This is a genomic window from Frateuria edaphi (assembly GCF_021117405.1).
Lineage (GTDB): Bacteria > Pseudomonadota > Gammaproteobacteria > Xanthomonadales > Rhodanobacteraceae > Frateuria_A > Frateuria_A edaphi.
The window spans coordinates 1467400-1493428 of the sequence record NZ_CP088251.1; the positions used below are offsets into that span (position 1 = coordinate 1467400).

Here is a 26029-nt window from a genome sequence, read left to right on the forward strand (position 1 = left end):
CGGCATTGAATCGCCGGGCGTGGGCCACCATCTGGAAAACCATCGCGGCCGCGGGGGCCGCCTAGAAAGCATTGGAGCTGAACACTATGGGCAAGATCATCGGCATCGACCTGGGTACCACCAATTCCTGCGTCGCCGTGATGGACGGCAGCACCGCGAAGGTGATCGAGAACGCCGAAGGCGATCGCACCACGCCTTCCATCGTCGCCTTCAGCAAGGACAATGAAGTCCTCGTGGGCGCGCCGGCCAAGCGCCAGAGCGTGACCAATCCGAAGAACACCTTTTATGCGGTCAAGCGCCTGATCGGTCGCAAGTTCACCGACGCCGAGGTCCAGAAGGACCTGCACATCGTGCCGTACGGCATCGTCGCGCATGAGAATGGCGACGCCTGGGTTGAGACGTCCGACGGCAAGAAGATGGCGCCGCAGGAAATCTCCGCCAAGGTCCTCATGAAGATGAAGAAGACCGCCGAGGACTATCTCGGCGAGCCGGTCACCGAAGCCGTCATCACGGTGCCTGCCTACTTCAACGACAGCCAGCGCCAGGCGACCAAGGATGCCGGCCGCATTGCGGGCCTGGAGGTCAAGCGCATCATCAACGAGCCGACCGCGGCCGCTTTGGCCTATGGCCTGGACAAGAAGGGCGGCGACCGCAAGATCGCGGTGTACGACCTGGGCGGCGGCACCTTCGACGTGTCGATCATCGAGATCGCGGAAGTCGACGGCGAGAAGCAGTTCGAGGTGCTGGCCACCAACGGCGACACCTTCCTTGGCGGCGAGGACTTCGACAAGCGCGTCATCGACTACTTGGTCGACGAATTCCAGAAGGACCAGGGCATCGACCTGCGCAAGGATCCGCTGGCGCTGCAGCGCCTGAAGGACGCGGCCGAGCGCGCCAAGATCGAGCTGTCCTCCGCGCACCAGACCGAGGTCAACCTGCCATACGTGACGGCTGACGCCTCCGGTCCGAAGCACCTCAACATCAAGCTGACGCGCGCCAAGTTGGAAGCGCTGGTGGAAGACCTGGTCAAGCGCACCATCGAGCCGTGCCGCATCGCGCTCAACGACGCCGGCCTGCGCGTGTCGGACGTCAACGAGGTGATCCTCGTCGGCGGCCAGACCCGCATGCCCAAGGTGCAGGAGTCGGTCAAGGACTTCTTCGGCAAGGAGCCGCGCAAGGACGTCAACCCGGATGAAGCCGTTGCCGTGGGCGCGGCGATCCAGGGCGGCGTGCTGGGTGGCTCGGTCAAGGACGTGCTGCTGTTGGACGTCACCCCGCTGTCGCTCGGCATCGAGACGATGGGCGGCGTGATGACCAAGCTGATCGAGAAGAACACCACCGTGCCGACCAAGGCCGCGCAGACCTTCTCCACCGCCGACGACAACCAGACCGCGGTGACTGTGCACGTGCTGCAGGGCGAGCGCGAGCGCGCCAGCGCGAACAAGTCGCTGGGCCGTTTCGACCTGTCCGGCATCGACCCGGCGCCGCGCGGCATGCCGCAGATCGAGGTCACCTTCGACATCGACGCCAACGGCATCCTGCACGTGTCTGCCAAGGACAAGAAGACCGGCAAGGAACAGAAGATCGAGATCAAGGCCGGCTCGGGCCTGTCCGAGGACGAGATCCAGCGGATGGTGGCCGACGCCGAGGCGAACAAGGAAGAGGACAAGAAGTTCCACGAGCTGGTCGCTACCCGCAACAAGGCCGACCAGTTGGTGCACGCCACCCGCAGCGCCCTGAAGGAGCATGGCGGCAAGGTCGGGGGCCAGATCGGCTCGATCGAAGAGGCGCTGTCGGAACTGGAAAAGGTCAAGGACGGCGACGACAAGGCGCAGATCGAAGCCAAGATGCAGAAGCTCGAGCAGGCCGCGCAGGCGCTCTATGCCGCGGCCCAGGGCGGCGGCGGTGAGGCCGGTCCGCAGGCGGCGCCGGGCGGCGGTTCGGCCCAGCCCGACGATGTGGTCGATGCCGAGTTCACCGAGGTCAAGGACGAGAAGAAGTAATCGAAGGAAGTCGACGCCGCCGATCAGGCAGCCCGCGCCGGCTATCATGGCTGACGCGGGCTGCTTGTTGATCGGGCAGCCCCGCGGATCGGGGCAGGACAGAGCAGGGGTTTGGTTCAAGTCATGAATGCAGCAACGGGCAAGCGCGATTACTACGAGGTGCTCGGCGTCGAGCGCACCGTCACCGAAGTCGAGCTGAAGAAATCCTTCCGCCGCCTGGCGATGAAATACCACCCGGACCGCTGCCCGGACGATCCCTCCGCGCAGGAGAAATTCAAGGAGGCCAAGGAGGCCTACGAAGTCCTGTCCGACGCCCAGAAGCGCGCCATGTACGACCAGCACGGCCACGCCGCCTTCGAAGGCGGCATGGGCGGCCGTGGCGGCGGTTTCGGCGACATGGGCGACATCTTCGGAGACATCTTCGGCGACATCTTTGGAATGGGTGGCGGCGGTCGCGGCCGGCAACGTCGGGGCGCGGACCTGCGCTACGTGATGGAGCTGGACCTCGAGGAGGCGGTGTTCGGCGTCGGGAAGACAATCGAGATCCCGACCCAGGTCAACTGCCACCACTGCAACGGCTCGGGCTCGGCCGACGGCAAGACGACCCAGTGCAAGACCTGCCACGGCCACGGCCGCGTGCGCATGCAGAATGGCATCTTCTCGATCCAGCAGGCATGCCCGCATTGCGGTGGCAGCGGTCAGGCCATCGAAAAGCCCTGCAAGGCCTGCCGCGGCGAAGGGCTGCTTGAAGAAAAGCGTACGTTGTCGGTGCAGATCCCCGCCGGCGTGGACAACGGCGACCGCATCCGCCTCTCGGGGCAGGGCGAGGCCGGCCCGGCCGGTGCCGAAGCGGGTGACCTGTACGTGGATGTGCGCGTGCGCGAACACGCGATCTTCCAGCGCGAAGGCAACGACCTGCACTGCGAGGTGCCGATCCGGTTTGCCCAGGCCGCGCTGGGCGCCGAGCTCAAGGTGCCGACGCTGGAAGGCGAAGTGGCGGTGTCGATCCCGCCGGAGACCCAGACTGGCCAGACCTTCCGCCTGCGCGGGCGAGGCGTGAAGTCCGTTCGTTCCGGCCGCGTCGGCGACCTGATCTGCCGCGTCATGGTGGAAACCCCGGTGCGCCTGACCCGCGAGCAACGTGAGTTGCTGGAGAAGCTCGAGGCGACCTTCAGCGAAGGCGAGCCTGACGCACACACCCCGCGCGCCAAGAGCTGGGTCGATGGGGTCAAGGAATTCCTCTCCCGCGTCACTTCGTAAACCGGATCTTGTTGGGGCGCTACTCGAATCCGATCCCTCTCCCTGGGTAAGGGAGAGAGCAAAACAGTACGCATGCGCGCCCTAGCTCTCCCGGGTACGCTACGCGCTCCAGCATGCACGGACCCAAGCGATGACCCGACCGCTACGCCTCGCCATCAACGGCGCCAACGGCCGTATGGGACGGGCGTTGCTTGATCTGTTGCGTGACGACGCACGATTCGAGATCGCCGCGGCACTCATCGCACCGGGCATGCCGCAAGTGGGCGAGCGTGCCTGGCATGACCGCGCCACGCCCTGTTTCCGCGCGGACTGGCCACCGGAAGCGCTCGACGCGGTGATCGACTTCAGCGGCCCGGGCGGGCTCGCCTCCGCGCTCGACTACTGCACCGGCCACGGGGTGGCGCTGGTCAGCGGCACCACCGGCATCGATGCCGCGCTGAAGGCCCGGCTGGCGAACGCGTCCTCGCAGATACCGCTGATGCACGCGAGCAACTTCAGCCTCGGCGTGGCGGTACTCACGCGTCTCCTTCGCCAGGCCGCCTCCGCACTGCCGGAGTGGGACCTGGAGATCGTCGAGGCACACCACAAGCGCAAGACGGACGCGCCCTCGGGCACCGCGATCTCGCTTGGAGAGGCGGCCGCCGCGGCGCGCGGTACCACGCTCGCGCGAGATGGCGTCACCGGCTCGCGCGAGGGGGCGCGGCGCGCCGGCAGCATCGGCTTCGCTGTGGTGCGTGGTGGCGACATCGTGGGGGAGCACACGGCGATGCTGATCGGCGCCGGTGAGCGTGTCGAACTGGGCCACCGTGCCACCGATCGCAGCATCTTCGCCCGCGGTGCGATCGAGGCGGCGCACTGGCTGCATGCCCAACCGCCGGCCGCCTACGATCTCCAGGCGATGCTGGCCGCGCGACTCGATGCGTAGGTGGCAGGCCGGGCCCGACCTGTCGCCGTGTATACGACTGTGTCCATCGGCCGGATGCCCACACGGGACGGGCGATGCTTGTCGCGTTCGCACCTTGCCCGTTACCATGGTCTTTATTGTCATTGGGGAGTAGCCATCCTCACCCGCGAAGGCCGTCCGCCTTCGTTCCCCGAGGAACCCGCGTCAACAGACTTGGAGCCAACGCTCCATGGCGTGGGTGGCAGCGCTGCCGTACACCGGCCAGGCGCGTGCCCGGCGAGACCTTTGGCCACGATGTGCTCGAACCCTTGCCGGGCGGGCCGCATCGTCGTGCCATTGGTTTTCCGCTCGCCCGGCCGGATTCGCGTTGATGCTCACTGCCTTGTGGTTCCTGCTTTCCGCCGGGGCGATCTATGCCGCCTGCGAGTACTTCGTCAACGGTATCGAATGGCTGGGCCGTAAGTTCAGGCTGGATGCCACCGCCACCGGGACCGTGCTTGCCGCCTTCGGCACCGCGCTGCCCGAGAGCGCGGTCACCTTCATCGCCGTGGTGTTCGGGCACACCCCCGAGCAGCGCGGCATCGGCGTCGGTGCGGCCCTGGGTGGACCGCTGGTGCTGGGCACCATCGCCTATGCGGTGGTTGGCATCGCCCTGTGGAGCAACCGGCACCGGTTGCGACGCCCCGACGCGGTGGTGAAGGTCGACCACGCGCGGCTTGCACGCGACCAGCGGTGGTTCCTTTCGATCTTCGTGGTCAAGTGCACGCTGGGTCTGGTCGCGTTCGCATTGAAGCCCTGGCTGGGCGTGTTGTTCATCGGTGCCTACGGCTTGTACGTATGGCGCGAGCTGAAAACCGGCGACATGGCGGCGGACGAGGAGGAACTCGAACCGCTGAAATTCCAGCCGCACGCCGACGACCCGGCGATGTGGCGGGTGGTCGCCCAGAGTGGACTTGCGCTGGTGGTGATCGCCATCGCCTCGCGCATATTCGTCACGCAGATCGAGGTGATCGGTCTGGCCTTTGGCTTGTCGGCGCACGTGGTGGCGCTGGTCCTGAGCCCGGTCGCGACCGAACTGCCCGAAACCGTCAACGCGCTGATCTGGGTCCGCCAGGGCAAGGAGCGGCTGGCGTTGGCGAACATTTCCGGGGCCATGATGATCCAGGCGACGATTCCAAGTTCGCTGGCCCTGTTCTTCACGCCATGGCTGTTCGACCTGCCACTGATCGTGGCCGGGGCGCTGACCACGGTGGCGGTGGGTTACCTGTGGTGGCTGTTCCAGCGCGGGCACGTCAACGCGCGCTGGCTGATGCCGGTGGGCCTGCTATACGGAGTGTTCGCCGCGTTCGTGGCCTGGCACCTGGCCTGACGATCAGTCCCGGTGCGCGGCGTTGCGGGCGCGTCGCGCGCCGAAGCGGCGATCCAGCGCGCCGACCAGTTTCTTGAATCCACGCGAGAACTTGCCGCGCCGTGTCTTGCGCAGCTTTTCTTCCTCGCTGGTCAGCCAGGCGACCTGGATGACCCGGCGCTCGCCCTCGAAGGGGAGGTGGCCGTGAAAAGAATTGTCGCAACGCTTGAATACGGCGAACTCACCGTACAGGGGCGTCAATTCCGGCGCAACCAGATCGTCGATGTCGTCGATGCGGCGAAGGAAGCGCAGGCAGCCCTCGCTAGTGTCCGGCCACTGGTGGTTCAGATAGAGCAGGGCGGTGGCGACCTTCGACTTGCTGTCGGTATGGATGGTGCCGTGGCGCTTGTTGAGGTGGCGGCACAGCGTCACCAGCGTGGGGTATTGGGCCAGGTCCGCGATGCCCAGCCGTTCGCCGATCACGCTGGCGAAAGCCGGTGCGGTCAGGTCGGCCACCAGCGCGTTGATCGACGGGCCGCAATCGACCGGATCGTATGGAAAGAAGCCCGCGCTGGTGTAGCGCGGGAAATCGCGTTCCAGATCGTTGCGGGCATCGTCCGGCAACTGGCCGTGGGCGATCAGGAACGGGAACGGGTCCTGCCGCACGTCGGTGTCGGGACGATCGAGGCGGGCGGGATCGAGCAGGACGGTGGCTTTCATGGACTGCTTCGTGGACCGGATAACAGCCAGTTTAGCGCGCGTCGACCACGCACAGAGGCCCGGTTGGATGCCTCGTTCACGCACCGCGCGGTGGACAGAATCGCCCCTCGCACCTATCATTGCGTCCCGCCCGAGACTTCTTCCGACCCAAGGTCCACAAGCCTGCTTGCAGCGGCTTGCGGACTTTGCTGCACCTAAAGGCGGCCCCCAATGCCCACTCCCGCTCTGCTTGCCCTCGAAGATGGCAGCGTGTTCCACGGCCACGCCGTGGGCGCGACTGGCGAAACCGTCGGCGAGGTGGTTTTCAATACGGCGATGACGGGCTACCAGGAGATCCTTACCGATCCCTCCTATGCCCGCCAGATCGTCACCCTCACGTACCCGCACGTCGGCAACACCGGCGTGAATCCCGCCGATGCCGAGTCCACCCGCGTGCAGGCTGCCGGCCTGATCGTGCGCGACGTGCCGCGCCGGCCGAGCAACTGGCGCAGCACCGAAAGCCTGCCCGACTACCTGGCGCGCCAGAACATCGTGGCGATCGCCGGGATCGACACCCGTCGCCTGACCCGCATCCTGCGCGACAAGGGCGCGCTGAACGGCTGCATCCTGGCTGGCGAAGGCGTCGACGCCGAGACCGCGCTGGCAAAGGCACGCGCCTTCCCGGGCCTGAATGGCATGGACCTGGCCAAGGTGGTCAGCGTGCGCGAGCCCTACCGCTGGACCGAGGGCGTGTACGACCTTGACCGCGCGACGTTCACCGCGCCGGGCACCCGTTACAAGGTCGTCGCCTACGACTACGGCACCAAGCTCAACATCCTGAGGCTGCTGGCCAGCCACGGCTGCGACATCACGGTCGTGCCGGCGCAGACGCCCGCCGCCGAGGTGCTCGCGATGAAGCCCGATGGTGTTTTCCTGTCCAACGGACCAGGCGACCCGGCCGCGTGCGACTACGCCATCGCGGCGACGAAGGCTTTCCTGGACGCGAAGATTCCGCTGTTCGGCATCTGCCTGGGCCACCAGTTGATGGGCCTGGCGCTCGGCGCGAAGACCATCAAGATGAAGTTCGGCCACCACGGCGCCAACCATCCGGTGAAGGACCATGACGACGGTCGCGTGCTGATCACCAGCCAGAACCACGGTTTCGCGGTGGATCCGGCGACGCTGCCGGCCAACGTCCGCGTCACCCACACTTCGTTGTTCGACGGCTCGCTGCAGGGCTTCGCGCTCACCGACCGCCCGGCGTTCTGCTTCCAGGGCCACCCCGAAGCCGCGCCCGGCCCGCATGACGTCGGCTATCTCTTTGCGCGCTTCGCGCAGCTCATGCAGGAGGCCCGCTAATGCCCAAGCGCACCGACATCAAGAGCGTGCTGATCATCGGCGCCGGTCCGATCGTCATCGGGCAAGCATGCGAGTTCGACTACTCCGGCGCGCAGGCGTGCAAGGCGCTTCGGGAAGAGGGTTACCGGGTGATCCTGGTGAACTCCAACCCGGCCACGATCATGACCGATCCGGAGATGGCCGACGCGGTCTACATCGAGCCGATCAACTGGCAGACGGTCGAGCGGATCATCGCCAAGGAAAAGCCCGACGCGGTGCTGCCCACCATGGGCGGCCAGACGGCGCTCAACTGCGCACTGGACTTGGCCGACAACGGCGTTCTGGAAAAGCACGGCGTGGAGCTGATCGGCGCCTCGCGCGATGCGATCCGCATGGCCGAGGACCGCGAGCTGTTCAAGCAGGCCATGGCCGACATCGGCCTGGACTGCCCTAAGGCGGAAGTGGCCAGGAGCTACGAGCAGGCGGTCGATATCCAGACCCGGGTCGGCTTCCCGACCATCATCCGGCCGAGCTTCACGCTGGGCGGTTCCGGCGGCGGCATCGCCTACAACGTCGAGGAGTTCGAGGAGATCGTCAAGCGCGGCCTCGATCTCTCGCCCGTGCACGAGGTCCTGGTCGAGGAATCGGTGCTCGGCTGGAAGGAATTCGAGATGGAAGTGGTCCGCGACCGCGCGGACAACTGCATCATCGTCTGCTCGATCGAGAACCTCGATCCGATGGGCGTGCACACCGGCGACTCGATCACCGTGGCGCCGGCGCAGACGCTCACCGACAAGGAATACCAGCGCCTGCGCGACGCCAGCTTGGCCGTGCTGCGCAAGATCGGCGTCGATACCGGCGGCTCCAACGTGCAGTTTGGCATCAATGCCGAGAACGGCCGCGTGGTGGTGATCGAGATGAACCCGCGCGTGTCGCGCTCCTCGGCGCTGGCTTCCAAGGCGACCGGCTTCCCGATCGCCAAGGTGGCGGCGAAGCTCGCCGTGGGCTACACGCTGGACGAGCTGAAGAACGACATCACCGGTGGCCTGACTCCGGCCTCGTTCGAGCCGACCATCGATTACGTCGTCACCAAGATCCCGCGCTTCGCGTTCGAGAAGTTCCCTTCGGCCGATGCGCGCCTGACCACCCAGATGAAGTCGGTGGGCGAGGTGATGGCGATGGGCCGCACCTTCCACGAGTCGCTGCAAAAGGCGCTGCGCGGCCTGGAGATCGGCAAGACGGGTCTCAATCCGACGGGCCTGGACCTGGCCAGCGCCGAGGGACAGGCCAGGGTCCGGCGCGAGCTGCGTGAGCCGCGGCCCGAGCGCGTGTTCTACGTGGCGGACGCATTCCGTGCCGGTCTCTCCCTGGAAGAGATCTTCGACTGCAGCCGCATCGATCCGTGGTTCCTTGCCGCCTTCGAGGACATTGTCCTGACGGAGAAGGAGGTCAGGGTCCAGGGCATGACCGCACTGAACGCGCCGCGCATGCGTGAACTGAAGCGCATGGGCTTCGCCGACGCTCGCATCGCCCAGCTGCTGAACACCGACGAGGCAGCCGTGCGCCACTTGCGCCACACGCTGGGCGTGCGCCCGGTGTACAAGCGCGTGGATTCCTGCGCGGCGGAATTCGCGACCAGCACGGCCTACATGTACTCGACCTACGAGGAAGAGTGCGAGGCCAATCCGACCGACCGCGAGAAGATCGTGGTGCTCGGCGGAGGCCCGAACCGCATCGGCCAGGGCATCGAGTTCGACTACTGCTGCGTGCATGCAGCGCTGGCACTGCGCGAAGACGGGTTCGAGACCATCATGGTCAACTGCAACCCGGAAACCGTTTCGACCGATTACGACACCTCCGACCGCCTGTACTTCGAGCCGCTGACGCTCGAGGACGTGCTGGAGATCGTCGATCTGGAGAAGCCCAGGGGCGTGATCGTGCAGTACGGCGGCCAGACGCCGCTCAAGCTCGCACGCGCACTGGAGGCTGCCGGCGTGCCGGTGATCGGTACCTCGCCCGACTCGATCGACCTGGCCGAGGACCGCGAGCGCTTCCAGCAGATGATCCACAAGCTGGGGCTGCGCCAGCCGCCCAACCGCACCGCCCGCAATGCCGACGAAGCGTTGGCGCTCGCGCGCGAGATCGGTTACCCGATGGTGGTGCGCCCGAGCTACGTGCTCGGCGGCCGCGCGATGGAAGTGGTCTACGACGACGCCGACCTCGCCCGCTACATCCGTGAAGCGGTGCAGGTGTCCAATGATTCGCCGGTGCTGTTGGACCGCTTCCTCGACCATGCGGTCGAAGTGGACGTGGACATCATCGCCGACGCCGAGGGCAACGTGCTGGTCGGCGGCATCATGGAGCACATCGAGGAGGCCGGCGTGCATTCGGGCGACTCGTCCTGCTCGCTGCCGCCGTACTCGCTTTCGACCGAGATCCAGGACGAGCTGCGCCGCCAGGCTGCCGCGATGGCCAGGGAGTTGAAAGTCATCGGCCTGATGAACACCCAGTTCGCGATCCAGGGTGACACGGTCTTCATCCTGGAAGTGAACCCGCGCGCCTCGCGCACGGTGCCGTTCGTTTCGAAGGCGACCGGCATGCCGCTGGCCAAGATTGCCGCGCGTTGCATGGCCGGCCGCACGCTGGCCAGCCAGGGCGCCACCCGGGAGATCATCCCCGACTATTTCTCGGTCAAGGAGGCGATCTTCCCGTTCCTGAAGTTCCAGAACGTCGATCCCATTCTCGGCCCGGAGATGCGTTCGACCGGCGAGGTGATGGGCGTTGGCCGTCAGTTCGGCGCGGCCTTCGCGCGTGGGCATGAGGCAGCGGGCATCCGCTCGCCAAACACGGGCAAGATCTTCCTGTCGGTGCGCGACGCGGACAAGGAGCGGCTGCTGCCGGTGGCCAGGGAAGTGCTGGCGCGCGGTTTCAGCCTGGTCGCCACCGGCGGCACCGCTGCCTTCCTCACCGAGCACGGCGTGCCATGCGAGCGCATCAACAAGGTGCTCGAGGGGCGGCCGCACATCGTCGACCTGATCAAGAACGGCGAGATCGTCTATATCGTCAACACGACCGAGGGCAAGCAGGCGATCGCCGATTCGTTCTCGATCCGGCGCGAGGCCCTGCAGCACCGGGTCACCTACTCGACCACCGTGGCAGGCGCGCGTGCGCTCGTCCACTCGCTGGATTTCCATGGCGAGGCGGACGTGCACAGCCTGCAGGAATTGCACAAGGAGCTGAACGCATGAGTCGCGCCCCCATGACCAAGGCCGGTTCGGAGCGCCTGCGCGGCGAGCTGGATCGCCTCAAGTCGGTCGAGCGCCCGCGGATCATCGCGGCAATCGCCGAGGCCCGCGCCCACGGCGACCTGAAGGAAAACGCCGAATACCACGCTGCACGCGAGCAGCAGAGTTTCGTCGAGGGAAGGATCGGCGAGCTGGAAGCGGCGCTGTCGACCGCCGATGTCATCGACGTGTCCAGGCTGGGCGCCGGCAGCAAGGTGGTGTTCGGTGCAACCGTGGATCTGGAGGACGAGGACTCCGGCGAGCCGGTGACCTACCAGATCGTGGGCGACCTGGAAGCGGACATCAAACAGCGGCTGATCGCCGTGTCCTCGCCGATCGCTCGCGCGCTGATCGGCAAGAGCGAAGGCGACAGCTTCGAGTTCAAGGCGCCCAACGGCGTCAAGCACTACGAAATCACCGGCGTGCGCTACGAGTAACCGCCGTCGAGGGCAGGTGGGCTTTGCCCACCTTGCCGTGCGGGTCCGGTGGGGCGAGCCGGAAACGCAGGCAACAAAAAAGGCCGCATGGAGCGGCCTTTTTTCGTCCAACCCGGAAAGCTTAGCGCTGGCGCGCCTTGAAACGCGGGTTGCTCTTGCAGATCACGAAGACCTTGCCACGACGGCGCACGACCTTGCAGTCACGATGCCGCTGCTTGGCGGACTTCAAAGAGGAAAGCACCTTCACGGCAGGCTCCTGGAAACCAAATCGGGGAAATTCAAGCCGCCAAGTTTAGCCGGTTCCATTGGCGCTCACAAGTCCGCATCTTCAACACCCTTGACGATCTGCAGGAACTTGGCCAGCACCGGGGAAGGGTTGTCCTTGCGGCTGGCGACGGCCAACAGCAGGTAGGCGTCCGGATCCTCCAGCGAAACGTAGCTGACGCCACCCAACTGCACTGCGCGCATGCTGGCCGGAACCAGCGCCAGCCCGATGCCAGCTGCGACCAGGGCCAGCAAGCCATTGATCTGCTGCGCCTGCTGGCCGATCAGCGGATGAAAGCCCGCCTTGCCCGCCAGCTGTACCAACCGGTCATACAGCGTCGCGGCCAGTTCACGGGGCTGGCTGACGAACACTTCGTTTGACAGCGCGCCAAACTGCACGCTGTCCTGTCCGGACAGCGGGTGGCCGCTGGGCACGGCCAGCACCAGCGCTTCGTAGTCGATCACGTCGATCCGCAGCATGCGGGCATCGGACTCGTGGCGGGGTTCATCGCGCACGAAACCCACGTCGATCTGGCCGGCGCGCAGCGCGGTGAACTGCGGTTCGCTGTACATCTCCTGCAACTGCATCCGCACTTTCGGCACGTGCTGGCGAAAGCGCAGCAGGGTCTGCGGGAGCGCGCGATGAAAGGTGACCGAGATCGTATAGGCCAGGCGCAGAACGCCGCTGAAGCCGGCCGCCGCATCGCTGACGTTGGCACGCGCCTGCTCAGCCTGGATGAGGATCTGCCGCGCCTGCTCCAACAAGATGCGCCCGGGCTCGGTCAGCGCCACGTTGCGCTTGTCGCGATCGAACAGGCGCGTGCCCAGATCCTGCTCCAGTGCCTGGATCTGCTGCGACAGCGGCGGTTGGGAAATGTGCAGGCGTTGGGCGGCCCGGGTGAAGCTCAGCTCCTCGGCCACGGCGACGAAATAGCGGAGCTGGCGGAAGTCGAACATAGTCGATTCGCGAATAAATCGGGCTGCAAATATATATTGGATGGGCGTTTGTGACGAGGGTATCGTTTGCCTCGTCCCGCCACCTTCCCCCTCCCCCCAGGTGGCGGTGACCCTCGCTCCGCAGCGACGCTATCCCCGCGGTACCGGCCTCCTCCCCCAGAGCCGCTACCGACGCGTCGTTCGCGGAGCGCTTTCTTTTTGGTTCCCGCGAAACCTCGCGGAACCTCCCTTGCCCCCGACGTCCGCCTGCCCATGCAGGAGCCCGCTTGCCAGTAACGTTTCTGCTCTAGCCCGCAGGCAACGCGCAGTGAGCCGCTCTTACAGCATCGCCGCCAGTCGCGTGCCTTGGGCAATCGCCCGCGTCGCATCGAGTTCGGCAGCCACGTCCGCGCCGCCAATGACGTGCGGCGTCAAGCCAGCCTGGCGCAGGGCGTCGGCCAGGCCTCGGGCCGGCTCCTGGCCGGCGCAGATCACCACATGGTCGACCGGCAGGACTTGCGGCTGCCCTTCGAGCAGGATGTGCAGCCCTTCGTCGTCGAAGCGCTGGTATTGCACGCTGCCCAGCATGCGCACCTGATGGGCTTTGAGCGTGGCTCGATGCACCCAGCCCGTGGTTTTGTTGAGGCGGGCGCCGGGGCGGCCTTCGCTTCGCTGCAGCAGCCAGACCTGCCGCGCGGGAGGCTCGGGTGCGGGAGGTACCAGGCCGCCGCGCGCGGTGAGCGTGCGGTCCACGCCCCATGCCTCCGCCCATCGGACCGGATCCAGCGAGGGGGAGGGCGATTGCTCGGCCAGGAATTCGGCCACGTCAAAGCCGATCCCGCCAGCGCCGATGATCGCGACACGCGAACCGACGGGGTGATCGTGCGCGAGTACGTCCAGGTAGCCCAGTACGCGCGGGTCGTCGCTGCCTGGGAAATGCACCTGCCGCGGCAGTACGCCCGTCGCCACCACGATTTCGTCGAAGCCGCTCAGCGCCGCCACGTCCGCCCGACAGCCAAGCTGCAGATGTACGCCCAATTCCGCCATGCGGTGGCGGTAATAGCGCAGCGTCTCGTGAAACTCTTCCTTGCCGGGAATGCGTTTGGCGTAGTTGAACTGCCCGCCGATGTCGGTCGCCTGTTCGAACAGCGTCACCGCATGCCCGCGTTCGGCCAGCGTGGTCGCGCAGGCCAGTCCCGCCGGGCCGGCTCCGACCACGGCGATGCGTTTCGGCTGCGCGGCCAGTCCGATGACGAGTTCCGTTTCGTGGCAGGCACGTGGATTGACTAGGCAACTGGCGCGCTTGTTCTGGAATACATGGTCCAGGCAGGCCTGGTTGCAGGCGATGCAGGTATTGATGGCCGCGCCGCGGCCGGAACGCGCCTTTGTCGCCCAGTTCGGGTCGGCCAGGAGCGGGCGGGCCATCGACACCATGTCCGCCTCGCCCGTGACCAGTACGCGCTCGGCCACCTCGGGCATGTTGATGCGGTTGGTGGCTACCAGCGGAAGCCCAATCTCGCGCTTGAGCCGCTGGGTGACCCAGGCGAAGGCTGCACGCGGCACCGAAGTGACGATCGTCGGCACGCGCGCCTCGTGCCAACCGATGCCGGTGTTGATGATGCTGGCACCAGCCGCCTCGATGGCCTTGGCCAGCATCACGATTTCGTCCCAGGATTGGCCGCCCTCGACCAGCTCCAGCATGGACAGCCGATAGATAATGATGAAGTCGCGCCCGACCGCCTCGCGCGTGCGTCGCACGATCTCGACCGCAAAGCGCATGCGCCGGATGACGTCGCCGCCCCAGGCATCCTCTCGCTGGTTGGTGCGCGCGGCCAGGAACTGGTTGATGAGGTAGCCCTCAGAGCCCATCACCTCCACGCCGTCGTAGCCGGCTTCGCGGGCGAGCCGCGCGCAGCGCACGAAATGGTCGATGGTGCGCTCGATGCCGCGGGCGGAGAGAGCGCGCGGCGTGAATGGCGTGATCGGCGACTTGATCTTCGAGGGCGCTACCGACAGCGGGTGATAGCCGTACCTGCCCGCATGCAGGATCTGCAGGCAGATGTGGCCTCCCTCGGCGTGCACCGCCCGGGTGAGCTTGCGGTGTCGCCCCACGTGCCAGGGCATCGACAGGCGTCCACCGAACGGTTTGAGCCAGCCCTCGATACTGGGCGCGATACCGCCGGTCACCATCAGGCCCACGCCGCCCCGCGCGCGCTCGGCGAAATAGGCCGCCAGCTTGTCGTAGTCTGCCGCGCGGTCTTCCAGCCCCGTATGCATCGAGCCCATCAGGATGCGATTGGGAAGGGTGACATGACCCAGGTCCAAGGGGGCGAACAAGTGCGGGTAATGCATGCCGGCGTCCATTCAAACGATCGTATGAATGTGCCGGGTGGGCGTAATGAAAGCAAGCTGTCTCACGCTGTGCGTGAGGAAATGGGAAAGTTTCAGCACACCATTTCGTACCTCGGGGGCGAGGTTGGAATGGATGGGGAACCCGATGCGACCTGAGATGGCCTCGAGCGACGACAGGCTCAGGCGAGGAGCTGGCGCACCAGCGCGACGTAGCGGCGCATCGCTTCTTCCTGCGGCATGCCGGACAGTTGTGCCCATGCCTCGTGCTTGGCCGTGCCGACGAAATCGAAAAAGCCGGGGGGGTGGGCCTGGATGTCGCCCAGGGAGCCTTGCTTGTACAGGGCGTACAACCTGAGCAGAGTGTCGTTGTCGGGTCGGGCGCCGAGTCGTTTGACGTCCTCGGCGGCTTGTTCGAACTCGCGGCGAAGATTGGTCATGGCAGAGGGCGCTGCAACGGCGGTGCGCGGCTAGATAGCACGCGCCTCGGGGGTGGTCAACGCGCTACCATCGCGTTTTTGCAGATCCCAGGGAGCCCCATGAGCCGCACGCAGCCGGTCCCAGTCCTCACCATCGACGGGCCGTCCGGGTCGGGCAAGGGCACCATCAGTCGGCTGGTCGCCGAGCAACTGGGCTGGCGCCTGCTCGACTCGGGCGCGCTCTACCGGGCGGTCGGCTACGCGGCGGGAGCCGAGGGGCTGGACCTGTCCGACGCCGATGCGGTGACCCGCTGTGCCCAGACGACCAAGATCCGTTTCCAAGCAGCCGCCGATGGCGGCGATACGCGGGTGATCGTCAATGGTCACGACGCCACCGACGAACTGCGTACGGAAACCGCGGGCGCTGCAGCCTCGGCGATCGCCTCGATCCCATCGGTACGGCAAGCCCTGGTCGACCTGCAGCTGGGTTTCCGCAAGAGCCCGGGCCTGGTCGCCGACGGACGCGACATGGGCACGGTGATCTTCCCGGACGCGTCCTTCAAGGTCTTCCTCACTGCCAGCGCCGCCGAACGGGCGAAAAGGCGCTATAAGCAGTTGAAGGAAAAGGGACTGAACGTTACACTTGCATCCCTTCAGCGCGAGATCGAGGCGCGTGACGAACGCGATGCGTCGCGTACGGTCGCCCCGCTTCGCCCGGCCGAGGATGCGGTTCTGGTGGATACCACCGGCATGCCCATCGAGGTCGTCGTCGCGAAAGTTTTTGCCGTGGTGCAGCCCCGATAAGGCTGCACGCGGCTTTAGGCGCCTCCGCCGCGGCGGGGGTTTTGGTCAACGGTGCCGACAGGGCGGTCCGTCACAGGGCGCGTTTTCTGCGACACCCACAACCGGTGGGCCGGTTAGCCCGTGCGCAATTGATCCGACGGCGCGCACAAGGGGCTTTGGGCCTTTTCCCATTTCTGGAATCAACATGACTGAAAGTTTTGCCGAGCTGTTTGAACAGAGCCAGCAGGCCATCGCCAAGCTGAAGCCGGGTGCCATCGTCACCGGCATCGTTGTGGAAATCCGCAACGACGTCGTCGTGATCAACGCCGGCCTCAAGAGCGAAGGCATCGTCCCGATCGAGCAGTTCCGCGACGAAGAGGGCACGCTGGAAGTGCAGGTAGGCGACGAGGTGAAGGTTGCCCTCGACGCCCTGGAAGACGGCTTCGGCGAGACCAAGCTCTCCCGCGAGAAGGCCAAGCGTTCGATGGTGTGGGACGACCTCGAGCAGGCTTTCGACAAGGAAGAGACCATCACCGGCAAGATTTCCGGCAAGGTCAAGGGCGGCTTCACCGTCGACATCAAGGACGTCCGCGCGTTCCTGCCGGGCTCGCTGGTCGACGTGCGTCCGGTCCGTGACCCGGTGTACCTCGAGGGCAAGGACCTCGAGTTCAAGATCATCAAGCTGGATCGCAAGCGCAACAACGTGGTCGTCAGCCGCCGCGCCGTCGTCGAGACCGAGTTCTCCGAGGAGCGCGAGAAGCTGCTGGAGCGCCTGACCGAAGGCGCGGTGGTCAAGGGTACGGTCAAGAACCTCACCGACTACGGCGCGTTCGTGGACCTGGGCGGCATCGACGGCCTGCTGCACATCACCGACATGGCGTGGAAGCGCGTGCGCCATCCGTCCGAAGTGGTCAACGTCGGCGACGAGCTCGACGTGCGCGTGCTCAAGTACGACCGCGAGCGCAACCGCGTCTCGCTGGGCCTCAAGCAGCTGGGCGACGATCCGTGGGTCGCGATTTCGCGTCGCTACCCGGTCGGCAGCCGCATCTTCGGCAAGGTCTCCAACGTCACCGATTACGGTTGCTTCGTCGAGATCGAGCCGGGCGTCGAGGGTCTGGTCCACGTGTCCGAGATGGACTGGACCAACAAGAACGTCAACCCGGCCAAGGTCGTGCAGGTCGGTGACGAGACCGAAGTGATGGTGCTGGACGTGGATGAAGAGCGTCGCCGCATCTCGCTGGGCATCAAGCAGACCCGCTCCAACCCGTGGGAAGCCTTTGCCGCCATGCACAAGAAGGGCGACAAGGTGTCCGGCCAGATCAAGTCGATCACCGACTTCGGCATCTTCATCGGCCTGGACGGCGGCATCGATGGCCTGGTCCACCTGTCGGACATCTCCTGGCAGGCGTCGGGCGAGGACCTCGTGCGCAACTTCAAGAAGGGCGACGAGATCGAGGCGGTGGTGCTGGCGGTCGATCCGGAGCGCGAGCGCATCTCTCTCGGCATCAAGCAGATGGAGCAGGATCCGTTCGGCCAGTTCATGGCCAACAATCCGCGCGGCACGATCGTCAACGGCACCGTCAAGGAAGTGGACGCCAAGGGTGCGGTGATCGACCTGGGCGAGGGCGTGGAGGGTTACCTGCGCGCCAACGACATCGCCAAGGAGCGCATCGACGACGCCACCCAGCATCTGAAGGTGGGCGACAAGGTCGAAGCCAAGTTCACCGGCATGGACCGCAAGGGCCGCCAGCTGGCGCTCTCGATCCGCGCCAAGGACGAGGAAGACCTGCACGATGCGATGGCCGAGTACGGCTCCGCGGCCGGCGGCACCACCAAGCTGGGCGCGCTGCTCAAGGAGCAGCTCAACAAGTCCGAGTAATTCCTTTAGGATTACAATGACTTGAGTACGAAGCGGGGCGGCACCTAGCCGCCCCGCCGTTTAACGTCACGGACATTGGGGACCCATGACCAAATCCGAACTGATCGAGGCGCTGGCCAGGCGCCAGACCCATCTCGCGTTCAGCGACGTGGAGCTTGCGGTCAAGAGCGTGATCGAGCAGATGAGCCACGCCCTGGCACAGGGCGAGCGCATCGAGGTCCGCGGCTTTGGCAGCTTCGCGCTGCATTACCGGCCGCCACGGATGGGGCGCAACCCCAAGACCGGCGACGCGGTGGCCCTGCCGGGCAAGCACGTGCCGCATTTCAAGCCGGGCAAGGAACTGCGTGAACGCGTGAATCTGTCGCTGCAGGCCGAAGCCGAACTGGCCTGATTCGACAAGCGGACATCGTCTGGAGGCAGGCGGCGCAAGCCGATCCTGCCTTTTTTGTTCTCATGCGCGGCTGCTCGATTCTTTTCACAGGTGGCGGACCGAGGGCGGGTTACCCCATTCCGCATTACGGGCCCGATCCCCACCCCACGCCTCTCTGAAGGGGATGATCCGTGCCAGTTCAAGCGGATTCCGGTAAAGTCGCGCGATGCGATTGATTGCCTTGCTCATCCTGGCGCTTTTCGTCGTCATCGGCGTGGTCGTCGGCGCGCTCAACGCCGATCCGGTGAGCTACGACCTGGCCTTTTTCAGGGTGACCCTGCCCAAGGGAGCCGGATTGCTGGTCGCATTGCTGATCGGCTGGCTGCTGGGCGGTCTTACCGCCTGGCTGGGCATGAGCCTGCGCCATCGGCGCGTGCTGCGTCGCGCGCGGCCGTCCAGCGGGAAGACGCCGGCCCGCGCATGAACGTCCTCTACGTGCTGGTTTTGCTGGTGCCTGCCGCGTTCGCCAGCGGCTGGTTTGCGGCCCGCCGGGCAGCGGTCCATCGCTCGGGCATGCGGGTCAGCGAGCTTTCGTCCGATTACTTCCGCGGCCTCAACTACCTGCTCAACGAAGAGCAGGACAAGGCAATCGAGGTCTTCCTCAAGCTCGCCGAATACAACCGCGACACCGTGGAAACCCATCTTGCGTTGGGCAACCTGTTCCGTCGGCGCGGCGAAGTCGATCGCGCCATCCGCCTGCACCAGCACCTGGTTTCGCGACCGGGCCTGACCGAGGCGATGAAGACGGTCGCGCTGCTGGAGCTGGGCGAGGACTATATGCGAGCCGGCCTGCTCGATCGCGCCGAGGCGCTGTTCTCCGATCTGGTCGCCATGAACGCCCACGCACCGTCGGCGCTGCGGCATCTCGTGGCCATCTATCAGCACGAGCGCGACTGGCACAAGGCGATCGACCACGCGCGCCGGCTCGAGACGATGACCGGTGATGACGAATCGCCCATGATCGCCCAGTTCTATTGCGAACTGGCCGAGCAGGCCCGCCAGCATGGCGCACGGTCGGAAGCGCGCGACTACCTGCGCCAGGCGTTCGGGTGCCAGGCCGATTGCGTGCGCGCCTTCATGCTTACCGGCCGTCTGCATGCCGAAGCTGGTGAGCACGCCGAAGCCGTGGAGGCCTACGAGGCCGCCGTCGGCGCGGACATCGCGTTCGTGCCGGAAATCCTGCCGCCGCTGCTCAACAGCTACGCACGCACCGGGCAGATGGAGCGTGCCGAGCATTTCCTGCGTGACATCCTCGCCCGCTACAACGGCATCTCGCCGGTGCTGGCCTTGACCAAGCTCTATAACCAGCGCGATGGCGAACGTGCCGGCATCGAGTTCCTGACGTCGCAGCTGCGCCAGCGCCCCTCGGTGCGCGGGTTGATGGCGTTGATCGATGCGACCATGGACAAGATCGAAGGCGAGGCGCGCGAGAATTTCCTGATCCTGCGCGACCTCACGCGCAAGCTGCTCGAGGGCCAGGCGATGTATCGCTGCAGCCGGTGCGGCTTCGGCGCCAAGGCCCATCACTGGCAATGTCCCAGTTGCAAGGGATGGAGCACCATCCGCCCGATCCACGGCGTCGCCAACGAGTGATCCGTCCCGAATTCACCATCGTGCTGGGATGGAGCCTGGTCGCGCTGGTCATCGCGACGGTGTCGGTCCGTGGCGCAATCGCTTATGCGCACCGGCGTGGAATGCTGGACCAGCCCGGCCAGCGCCGCTCGCACACGCTGCCGACACCGCGCGGCGGCGGCATCGGCATCGTGCTGGCCTGCCTGGTCGCGATGCCCGGTGCGTTGCTGAGCTTGGCCGGTGCCTGGTCGGCGTTGACGATCGCCAGTCTGGCGCTGGCCTTGTTGTTGGTCGCAGCGATTGGATGGTGGGACGACCATCGGCCGCTGCGGCAATGGCCGAGACTGGGCGTTCAGCTACTGGCGACCTCGCTTTTCAGCGCGGCACTGATCGCGAGCGCAGGTCTTGCCTGGGTCTGGTTGCCGCTGCTGGTGCTCGCTGGCGGCTGGAGTATCAACCTGCACAACTTCATGGACGGCATCGACGCGTTGCTGGCGCAGCAGGGCATCTTCGTGGCGGCAGGGCTTGGCTGCCTCGCCGCGAGCGTGGCCCAGCCTGCACTGATGGGGGCAAGCTTCGTCGTGGCGTTGGCCTGCCTCGGCTTCTGGCTCTACAACCGGCCGCCGGCCCGGATCTTCATGGGCGACGTGGGAAGTGGCAGCGTGGGCCTGCTGCTGTTCGCACTGGCGGCCATGCTCTGGCGGGTTGAACCGGCGCTGCTTTGGCCGGCACTCATCCTCGTGTCCGGTTTCGTTGCCGATGCCAGCTTGACGTTGCTGAACCGCTTCCTACGCGGCAGGCGCTGGTATGCTCCGCATCGCGAGCATCTTTACCAGTGGCTGGTACGATCCGGCCGCACGCATGCGCGCGCCGCCGCGTGGTACCTGGGTTGGAACCTGCTCGTCGCCGCACCCGCGGCGATTGTCGCGAGGCAACTCCCGGCCATGGCATTGCCCGCCTGTGCCGCCGTCTATACGGTGGCCGGCGCAACATGGATCGTTACCAAGCGCCGCTGTCTGCGACGTGCACCATTGAAGGACCGTCATGTCGCCACGTAAATGGATCGCTCTCATCCACCCGCGGATCGCCGTCGTCGCGCACGACCTGGCGATGGCCGGATTCGCCTGGTGGATCGCCAAGGCACTGCGCTATGCCACGGTGCAGGGCCAGGATGGCAGCTTCGACGCCCTCGAATTTCCCATCGTGCTGGCGATGCAGGGATTGATGTTCACCTGGACCGGCCTCTACAAGGGCGTCTGGCGCTTCGCCAGCCTGCCGGATCTCTGGAACATCCTGAAGGCGGCGATCTTCGGCACGCTGGCCATCGGCCTGGCGCTGTTCCTCTATGAGCGCATGGAGGGCGTACCCCGCTCGGTCCTACTGCTGTACCCGGTCGCCTTGACCCTGCTGCTGGGCCTGCCGCGCTTGGCTTACCGATTCTGGAAGGACAGCCGGCTGGACCTTTTCAGCACGCGCTCCTCCAAGCGGGTGCTCATCGTGGGCGCCGATCGCGCGGGCGAGGCGCTCTCGCGCGACCTGCGCCATGACGGTCGCTTCAGCGTGATCGGCTTCGTCGACGACAAGGCCAGCTTGCGCGGCGCCTCGATCAATGGCCATCCGGTGCTGGGGTGCATCGACCAGCTGCCGGAACTGGCCCGCGAGGCGGCGGTGGAGATGCTGCTCATCGCGCTGCCGGGCGCCACGACCGGCCAGATGCGCCGGGTGGTGGAATTGTGCGACCAGACCGGCTTGCCGTACCGCACCGTACCGCGGCTCGAGGATGTGGTTGCCGGCCGCGCGCAATTCAACGAAATCAAGGAAGTGGCGATCGAGGACCTGTTGGGCCGCGACGCGGTCGAGCTGGACTGGACCGCCATCCGCGAGACGCTGACAGGCCGCCGGGTACTGATCACCGGCGGCGGCGGTTCGATCGGTTCGGAACTTTGCCGCCAGGTCGCGCGGCTCGGTGCACAGTCGCTGATCATCGTCGAGCAGAGCGAATACAACCTCTATCGCATCGGCAAGGAACTGCGCAGCGACTATCCCGAACTGCTGCTCGAATGCGTGCTGTGCGACTGCGGCGACCGCATCGCCTTGCAGAAGACTTTCGCCGAGACCAAGCCGCAGGTGGTATTCCATGCGGCCGCCTACAAGCATGTTCCGATGCTGCAGAAGCAACTGCGGGCGGCCTTCCGCAACAACGTGCTGGGTACCCGCACGGTGGCGGACCTGGCCAACGAGTTCCAGGTCGAGTGCTTCGTGCTGATCTCGACCGACAAGGCGGTCAACCCCACCAGTGTCATGGGCGCCTGCAAGCGCGTGGCGGAGATCTATTGCCAGAACCTCAACGCCCATTCGGCCACGCATTACATCACGGTGCGCTTCGGCAACGTGCTCGATTCGGCAGGTTCCGTGGTGCCGCTATTCCGCCAGCAGATCCGCGACGGCGGTCCGGTGACCATCACCCATCCGGAGATCACCCGCTACTTCATGACGATCCCGGAAGCCTGCCAGCTGATCCTGCAGGCCGCCTGCCTGGGGCAGGGCGGCGAGATCTTCGCGCTGGACATGGGCGAACCGGTGAAGATCCGCGATCTCGCCGAGCAGATGATCCGGCTCGCCGGCAAGAAGCCGGGTACCGAGGTGCCCATCGTCTACACCGGCCTGCGCGCAGGCGAGAAGTTGTTCGAGGAACTCTTCCACCAGCTCGAGAACTACAGCGCCACGGCGCACGCCAAGATTTTCCTCGCGCAGCATCGCGAGGTCTCGTGGGAGTTGTTGCAGGCGCTGCTCAACAAGGCTTGCGAAGCCACCGCGATCTTCAATGAAGACGAACTGCGTCGCTGCGTTTCCAGCTTGCTGCCATCGTTCCGCTGGAGCGAGACGGCGCAACCGGACAACGTGGTGTCGATCCGCCGCGAGGCGGGGCGTATCGAACAGGGCCGTATCGAAACAGGAGAAAGCTGAGTGACCAAGCCGTTGCGCAAGGTGGTGTTCCCCGTGGCCGGCCTCGGCACCCGTTTCCTGCCGGCGACCAAGGTCGTCGCCAAGGAAATGCTGCCGGTGCTGGACAAGCCGTTGATCCAGTACGCGGTCGACGAGGCGGTGGACGCTGGCGCCGATACCCTGGTGTTCGTCACCAACCGTTACAAGCACGCCATCGCCGATTACTTCGACAAGGCCTACGAGCTGGAAGCGAAGCTCGAGGAGAAGGGCAAGGACGAGCTGCTGGCGCTGGTACAGGGCACGCTGCCGTCCAACGTGCGCGCGATCTTCGTCACCCAGCCCGAGGCACACGGCCTGGGCCATGCGGTGCTTTGCGCCAAGCCGGTCGTGGGTAACGAGCCCTTCGGCATCATCCTGCCCGACGATCTGATCTGGAACCGCGGCAAGGGCGCGCTGGGCCAGATGGCGGCGCTGGCCGAATCGGAACATGCCGGCGTGATCGCGGTCGAGGAAGTGCCGCACGACCAGACCGACAAGTACGGCATCGTCGACGCCGAACCGATCGACCAGCGCAGTGCGCGCATCCGCTACATGGTGGAGAAGCCCAAACCCGCCGATGCGCCATCGAACCTTGCCGTGGTGGGCCGATACGTGCTGCCCGGCCGCATCTTCGAGCTGCTTGAACAGACCGAGCCGGGCGCGGGTGGCGAGATCCAGCTCACCGACGCCATCGAGGCGCTGCTGATGGAGCAGGGCAAGGTGCTTGCCTACCGCTTCGAAGGCACCCGCTTCGATTGCGGCAACAAGGCCGGCCTGGTCCGCGCCACCATGCACATGGCCATGCAGGATCCCAAGCTCGCGCCGGTCGTGCGCGAGTTCGCCAGCCAGCTCTGACCCGTATCCGATGAACCTGTAGGAGCCCGCTTGCGGGCGATGTGCCGGGCGATCAGAGCCCTGCATCATCCGCAAGCCGGGCTCCGGCGCCGACCGTTGCTTCGGCGGGTACTGCGCGCCATGGCGTTCGTTCGAATAGCGCCGGCCACCGCGATATGCTCAGCCGTCGCCCGACTGGCCTGCCTCTCATGCCGCCGCCCGTTCCGTCCTATTACCGCGCCACGGCCACGCCGTACGCCCCGCATGCGCCGCTCGAAGGCCGGCAGGAGGCTCGCGTGGTCGTCGTCGGAGGCGGCTTCGCTGGACTCAACACGGCGTTGGGACTGGCCGAGCGCGGGCTGCGCGATGTCGTGCTGCTGGAGCGCGAGCAGATCGGCCATGGTGCTTCCGGGCGCAACGGTGGCTTCGTGTTCGCCGGCTATTCGTTGGGCGAGCAGGCATTGTTCGACCAGTTGGGGGAGATGCGGGCGCAGGCCTTGTTCCGGCGGACCATCGAGGGTGTGCACCGCATCCGCCAACGCGTTGCCGAATACGCGATTCCCTGCGACGCAGTGGATGCGGGCGTGATTTGGGCCAACTGGTTCCGTGATCCAGGCGTACTGCGCACGCGTCAACAGTTGCTGGCCGAGCGCTATGGCGTGGACTGGGAATGGCTGCCCGAAGCCAGGCTTCGCGAGCTTGTCCGCAGCCCGCGCTACCACGACGGCCTGTTCGAACGCGATGCCCTGCATTTGCACCCGCTCAACTATGCGATCGGACTGGCCGCGGCGGCGGCCGGGCGGGGTGTGCGCATCCACGAACACAGCGGCGTGCGTCGCCTGCAGCGCGACGGCGATCGCTGGCGCGTGCAGACCGCCTCCGGCGAAGTACTCGCCGAGCAGGTCGTGCTGGCATGCGGAGGCTACCTGGCGGGCCTGGAACGGCGCATCGACCGCGCGATCCTGCCGATCGCCACCTACGTGATGGTGACCGAACCGCTGGGCGATCGCCTTGACGAATGCCTGGCCACGCGCGCGGCCATCTACGACACGCGCTTCGCCTTCGACTACTACCGGCCGCTGCCGGACACGCGGCTGCTCTGGGGTGGCCGCATCTCTGTACTCGACCGTTCGCCGCGCGCGGTGCAGCGCTTGCTGCGGCGCGACCTGCTGCGCGTGTTCCCGCAGTTGGGCGAGGTGCGCGTCGATTACGCCTGGTCGGGCCTGATGAGCTACGCGCGCCACCAGATGCCACAGATCGGCGGGCGCGAAGACGGACTGTGGTGGGCGCAGGCGTTCGGCGGCCATGGGCTGAGCTCGACCTGCGCGGCCGGCGAGCTGCTGGCGGCTGCCATCGCCGAGGGTGATCCCGCGTGGCGGGAGTTCAACGATTATGGGCTCGCCTCCACTTACCGCCCGCTGGGCTTCATGGCGGCCCAGGCGAGCTACTGGCGCGCCGAACTGCAGGATTGGCTGAAAACGAGACTGGAAGGATGAGCGTGGAAGAAATCAGTTGGTCGGACTTCGAGAAGGTGCTGATCGTGGTCGGCACCATCGTCCGCGTGGAGCCGTTTCCCGAAGCGCGCAAACCGGCCTGGAAGGTGTGGGCCGACTTCGGCCCTTACGGCGAGCGCAAGACCAGTGCGCAAATCGCCGCGCTCTACACGCCCGAGCAACTGGTCGGCAGGCAGATCGTGGGCGTGCTCAATTTTCCGGAGAAGCAGATAGGCCCGTTCCGATCGCAGTTCCTGTTGACCGGCTTCCACACCGACGAGGGCGTGGTTGTCACCGCGGTCGAGCGACCGGTACCCAACGGTTCGCGGCTGGCGTGAAAGCGCCGCGCGCAGCGCGCACCCCCGACGCTGCCGAGATCGCGCGGCTGGCGGGCGAGTTGGGCTATCCGGTCGACCCGGACAACATGGCCGAGCGGCTGGATGCGTTGCTTGGCAATCCGCGCCAATGCGTGCGCGTGATCGACGGGCAAGGGCGTCTGGCCGGCTGGATCGCCGCCGAGCGACGCCTGAATCTGGAGGTTGGCGAACGCGTGGAGATCACGGGTCTGGTGGTCGACGGCATGGCCCGTCGTGGCGGTGTGGGGCGCGCCCTGGTCGGCGCGGCCGAAGCCTGGGCTGCGGAGCAGGGCATCGACATGGTGGTCGTGCGTTCCAACGTGCAACGCCAGGCTTCGCATCCGTTCTACGAACACTTGGGCTACGCGCGGCAGAAGAGCCAGCACGTCTACGGCAAGCGGCTCGCTCCGTAGGTGGGTCCCGACCCACCGTCATCTGGCCCCGTAAGCGGTGGAC

At 66.1% G+C, this 26029-nt stretch carries 23 protein-coding genes and 1 riboswitch; of the genes, 18 read left to right on the forward strand and 5 right to left on the reverse strand.

Annotation, left to right across the window (positions count from 1 at the left end; translation table 11 throughout):
- Positions 1 to 86 precede the first annotated feature (86 nt).
- From dnaK to LQ772_RS07010, 4 genes are all read left to right on the forward strand, one after another.
- Positions 87 to 2003: a molecular chaperone DnaK gene (dnaK, locus tag LQ772_RS06995; protein WP_231325269.1), complete on the forward strand. Its 1917-nt coding sequence runs from the start codon at positions 87 to 89 to the stop codon at positions 2001 to 2003.
- A 123-nt stretch (positions 2004 to 2126) separates the two neighbouring features.
- A complete protein-coding gene (gene dnaJ, locus LQ772_RS07000) occupies positions 2127 to 3263 on the forward strand; it encodes a molecular chaperone DnaJ (RefSeq protein ID WP_231325271.1) in 1137 nt (378 codons plus the stop codon).
- Between the two features lie 130 nt (positions 3264 to 3393).
- A complete protein-coding gene (gene dapB, locus LQ772_RS07005; RefSeq protein ID WP_231325273.1) occupies positions 3394 to 4188 on the forward strand; it encodes a 4-hydroxy-tetrahydrodipicolinate reductase in 795 nt (264 codons plus the stop codon).
- Between the two features lie 112 nt (positions 4189 to 4300).
- A riboswitch (yybP-ykoY riboswitch) is annotated at positions 4301 to 4419 on the forward strand.
- A gap of 118 nt (positions 4420 to 4537) precedes the next feature.
- The gene (locus LQ772_RS07010) at positions 4538 to 5536 is read left to right on the forward strand and encodes a sodium:calcium antiporter (protein ID WP_231325275.1); all 999 of its coding nucleotides are present in this window, start codon (positions 4538 to 4540) and stop codon (positions 5534 to 5536) included.
- A 3-nt stretch (positions 5537 to 5539) separates the two neighbouring features.
- Here the strand turns inward: LQ772_RS07010 and LQ772_RS07015 are convergent, their stop codons facing one another.
- Entirely contained in the window at positions 5540 to 6235 is a 696-nt protein-coding gene (locus LQ772_RS07015) for a 2OG-Fe(II) oxygenase (RefSeq protein WP_231325277.1), read from the reverse strand.
- Between the two features lie 210 nt (positions 6236 to 6445).
- Here LQ772_RS07015 and carA point away from each other — a divergent pair, with 210 nt between their 5' ends.
- From carA to greA, 3 genes are read left to right on the forward strand one after another with little or no spacing between them, the layout of a single operon-like run.
- Entirely contained in the window at positions 6446 to 7573 is a 1128-nt protein-coding gene (gene carA, locus LQ772_RS07020) for a glutamine-hydrolyzing carbamoyl-phosphate synthase small subunit (RefSeq protein WP_231325279.1), read from the forward strand.
- The gene (gene carB / locus LQ772_RS07025; RefSeq protein WP_231325281.1) at positions 7573 to 10800 is read left to right on the forward strand and encodes a carbamoyl-phosphate synthase large subunit; all 3228 of its coding nucleotides are present in this window, start codon (positions 7573 to 7575) and stop codon (positions 10798 to 10800) included. The genes carA and carB overlap by 1 nt, the downstream gene beginning before the upstream one ends.
- Complete coding sequence (gene greA / locus LQ772_RS07030) at positions 10797 to 11273, forward strand: transcription elongation factor GreA (RefSeq protein ID WP_231325283.1); 477 nt, start codon at positions 10797 to 10799, stop codon at positions 11271 to 11273. Before carB ends, greA begins: the two co-directional genes overlap by 4 nt.
- Positions 11274 to 11394: 121 nt before the next feature.
- Here the strand turns inward: greA and ykgO are convergent, their stop codons facing one another.
- The 4 genes from ykgO to LQ772_RS07050 form a co-directional block, all read right to left on the reverse strand.
- Positions 11395 to 11520, reverse strand: coding sequence for a type B 50S ribosomal protein L36 (gene ykgO / locus LQ772_RS07035; protein WP_008215056.1), 126 nt, complete (start codon positions 11518 to 11520; stop codon positions 11395 to 11397).
- 65 nt (positions 11521 to 11585) lie between these two features.
- Positions 11586 to 12494, reverse strand: a complete 909-nt coding sequence (locus LQ772_RS07040; RefSeq protein ID WP_231325284.1) for a LysR substrate-binding domain-containing protein — start codon at positions 12492 to 12494, stop codon at positions 11586 to 11588.
- A 318-nt stretch (positions 12495 to 12812) separates the two neighbouring features.
- Entirely contained in the window at positions 12813 to 14825 is a 2013-nt protein-coding gene (locus LQ772_RS07045) for an NADPH-dependent 2,4-dienoyl-CoA reductase (protein ID WP_231325286.1), read from the reverse strand.
- Between the two features lie 179 nt (positions 14826 to 15004).
- The gene (locus tag LQ772_RS07050) at positions 15005 to 15262 is read right to left on the reverse strand and encodes an acyl-CoA-binding protein (RefSeq protein WP_231325288.1); all 258 of its coding nucleotides are present in this window, start codon (positions 15260 to 15262) and stop codon (positions 15005 to 15007) included.
- Positions 15263 to 15361: 99 nt separating this feature from the next.
- Between LQ772_RS07050 and cmk the strand changes: the two genes are divergently transcribed.
- The 11 genes from cmk (at position 15362) to LQ772_RS07105 (ending at position 25986) form a co-directional block, all read left to right on the forward strand.
- The gene (gene cmk, locus LQ772_RS07055) at positions 15362 to 16045 is read left to right on the forward strand and encodes a (d)CMP kinase (RefSeq protein WP_231325290.1); all 684 of its coding nucleotides are present in this window, start codon (positions 15362 to 15364) and stop codon (positions 16043 to 16045) included.
- Positions 16046 to 16229: 184 nt separating this feature from the next.
- Complete coding sequence (rpsA, locus tag LQ772_RS07060) at positions 16230 to 17903, forward strand: 30S ribosomal protein S1 (RefSeq protein WP_231325292.1); 1674 nt, start codon at positions 16230 to 16232, stop codon at positions 17901 to 17903.
- A gap of 85 nt (positions 17904 to 17988) precedes the next feature.
- A complete protein-coding gene (locus LQ772_RS07065; protein WP_231325293.1) occupies positions 17989 to 18294 on the forward strand; it encodes an integration host factor subunit beta in 306 nt (101 codons plus the stop codon).
- 205 nt (positions 18295 to 18499) lie between these two features.
- Positions 18500 to 18757: a lipopolysaccharide assembly protein LapA domain-containing protein gene (locus tag LQ772_RS07070; RefSeq protein ID WP_231325295.1), complete on the forward strand. Its 258-nt coding sequence runs from the start codon at positions 18500 to 18502 to the stop codon at positions 18755 to 18757.
- Positions 18754 to 19926: a lipopolysaccharide assembly protein LapB gene (gene lapB, locus LQ772_RS07075; RefSeq protein ID WP_231325297.1), complete on the forward strand. Its 1173-nt coding sequence runs from the start codon at positions 18754 to 18756 to the stop codon at positions 19924 to 19926. The genes LQ772_RS07070 and lapB overlap by 4 nt, the downstream gene beginning before the upstream one ends.
- Positions 19923 to 20963 (forward strand): MraY family glycosyltransferase, encoded by a 1041-nt coding sequence (locus LQ772_RS07080; RefSeq protein WP_231325299.1) that lies wholly within the window; start codon positions 19923 to 19925, stop codon positions 20961 to 20963. The genes lapB and LQ772_RS07080 overlap by 4 nt, the downstream gene beginning before the upstream one ends.
- Positions 20950 to 22872: a polysaccharide biosynthesis protein gene (locus LQ772_RS07085; RefSeq protein ID WP_231325301.1), complete on the forward strand. Its 1923-nt coding sequence runs from the start codon at positions 20950 to 20952 to the stop codon at positions 22870 to 22872. The genes LQ772_RS07080 and LQ772_RS07085 overlap by 14 nt, the downstream gene beginning before the upstream one ends.
- The gene (gene galU, locus LQ772_RS07090; RefSeq protein WP_231325303.1) at positions 22873 to 23745 is read left to right on the forward strand and encodes a UTP--glucose-1-phosphate uridylyltransferase GalU; all 873 of its coding nucleotides are present in this window, start codon (positions 22873 to 22875) and stop codon (positions 23743 to 23745) included.
- Positions 23746 to 23933: 188 nt separating this feature from the next.
- Positions 23934 to 25220 (forward strand): NAD(P)/FAD-dependent oxidoreductase, encoded by a 1287-nt coding sequence (locus LQ772_RS07095; RefSeq protein ID WP_231325304.1) that lies wholly within the window; start codon positions 23934 to 23936, stop codon positions 25218 to 25220.
- Positions 25217 to 25555 carry a tRNA-binding protein gene (locus LQ772_RS07100; protein ID WP_345778313.1) on the forward strand — a complete coding sequence of 113 codons (339 nt, stop codon included), beginning with the start codon at positions 25217 to 25219 and terminating at the stop codon, positions 25553 to 25555. Before LQ772_RS07095 ends, LQ772_RS07100 begins: the two co-directional genes overlap by 4 nt.
- Entirely contained in the window at positions 25552 to 25986 is a 435-nt protein-coding gene (locus LQ772_RS07105) for a GNAT family N-acetyltransferase (protein ID WP_231325306.1), read from the forward strand. The genes LQ772_RS07100 and LQ772_RS07105 overlap by 4 nt, the downstream gene beginning before the upstream one ends.
- Positions 25987 to 26029 lie beyond the last annotated feature (43 nt).

Coding starts and splice junctions, on each gene's coding strand:
- LQ772_RS07070 (WP_231325295.1), top strand. CDS start 18,500: ATGCGATTGATTGCCTTGCTCATCCTGGCGCTTTTCGTCGTCATCGGC.
- LQ772_RS07010 (WP_231325275.1), top strand. CDS start 4,538: ATGCTCACTGCCTTGTGGTTCCTGCTTTCCGCCGGGGCGATCTATGCC.
- LQ772_RS07065 (WP_231325293.1), top strand. CDS start 17,989: ATGACCAAATCCGAACTGATCGAGGCGCTGGCCAGGCGCCAGACCCAT.
- LQ772_RS07015 (WP_231325277.1), bottom strand. CDS start 6,235: ATGAAAGCCACCGTCCTGCTCGATCCCGCCCGCCTCGATCGTCCCGAC.
- LQ772_RS07045 (WP_231325286.1), bottom strand. CDS start 14,825: ATGCATTACCCGCACTTGTTCGCCCCCTTGGACCTGGGTCATGTCACC.
- carB (WP_231325281.1), top strand. CDS start 7,573: ATGCCCAAGCGCACCGACATCAAGAGCGTGCTGATCATCGGCGCCGGT.
- LQ772_RS07085 (WP_231325301.1), top strand. CDS start 20,950: ATGTCGCCACGTAAATGGATCGCTCTCATCCACCCGCGGATCGCCGTC.
- dnaK (WP_231325269.1), top strand. CDS start 87: ATGGGCAAGATCATCGGCATCGACCTGGGTACCACCAATTCCTGCGTC.
- LQ772_RS07050 (WP_231325288.1), bottom strand. CDS start 15,262: ATGACCAATCTTCGCCGCGAGTTCGAACAAGCCGCCGAGGACGTCAAA.
- cmk (WP_231325290.1), top strand. CDS start 15,362: ATGAGCCGCACGCAGCCGGTCCCAGTCCTCACCATCGACGGGCCGTCC.
- dnaJ (WP_231325271.1), top strand. CDS start 2,127: ATGAATGCAGCAACGGGCAAGCGCGATTACTACGAGGTGCTCGGCGTC.
- greA (WP_231325283.1), top strand. CDS start 10,797: ATGAGTCGCGCCCCCATGACCAAGGCCGGTTCGGAGCGCCTGCGCGGC.
- rpsA (WP_231325292.1), top strand. CDS start 16,230: ATGACTGAAAGTTTTGCCGAGCTGTTTGAACAGAGCCAGCAGGCCATC.
- LQ772_RS07040 (WP_231325284.1), bottom strand. CDS start 12,494: ATGTTCGACTTCCGCCAGCTCCGCTATTTCGTCGCCGTGGCCGAGGAG.
- lapB (WP_231325297.1), top strand. CDS start 18,754: ATGAACGTCCTCTACGTGCTGGTTTTGCTGGTGCCTGCCGCGTTCGCC.
- LQ772_RS07095 (WP_231325304.1), top strand. CDS start 23,934: ATGCCGCCGCCCGTTCCGTCCTATTACCGCGCCACGGCCACGCCGTAC.
- dapB (WP_231325273.1), top strand. CDS start 3,394: ATGACCCGACCGCTACGCCTCGCCATCAACGGCGCCAACGGCCGTATG.
- carA (WP_231325279.1), top strand. CDS start 6,446: ATGCCCACTCCCGCTCTGCTTGCCCTCGAAGATGGCAGCGTGTTCCAC.
- LQ772_RS07100 (WP_345778313.1), top strand. CDS start 25,217: ATGAGCGTGGAAGAAATCAGTTGGTCGGACTTCGAGAAGGTGCTGATC.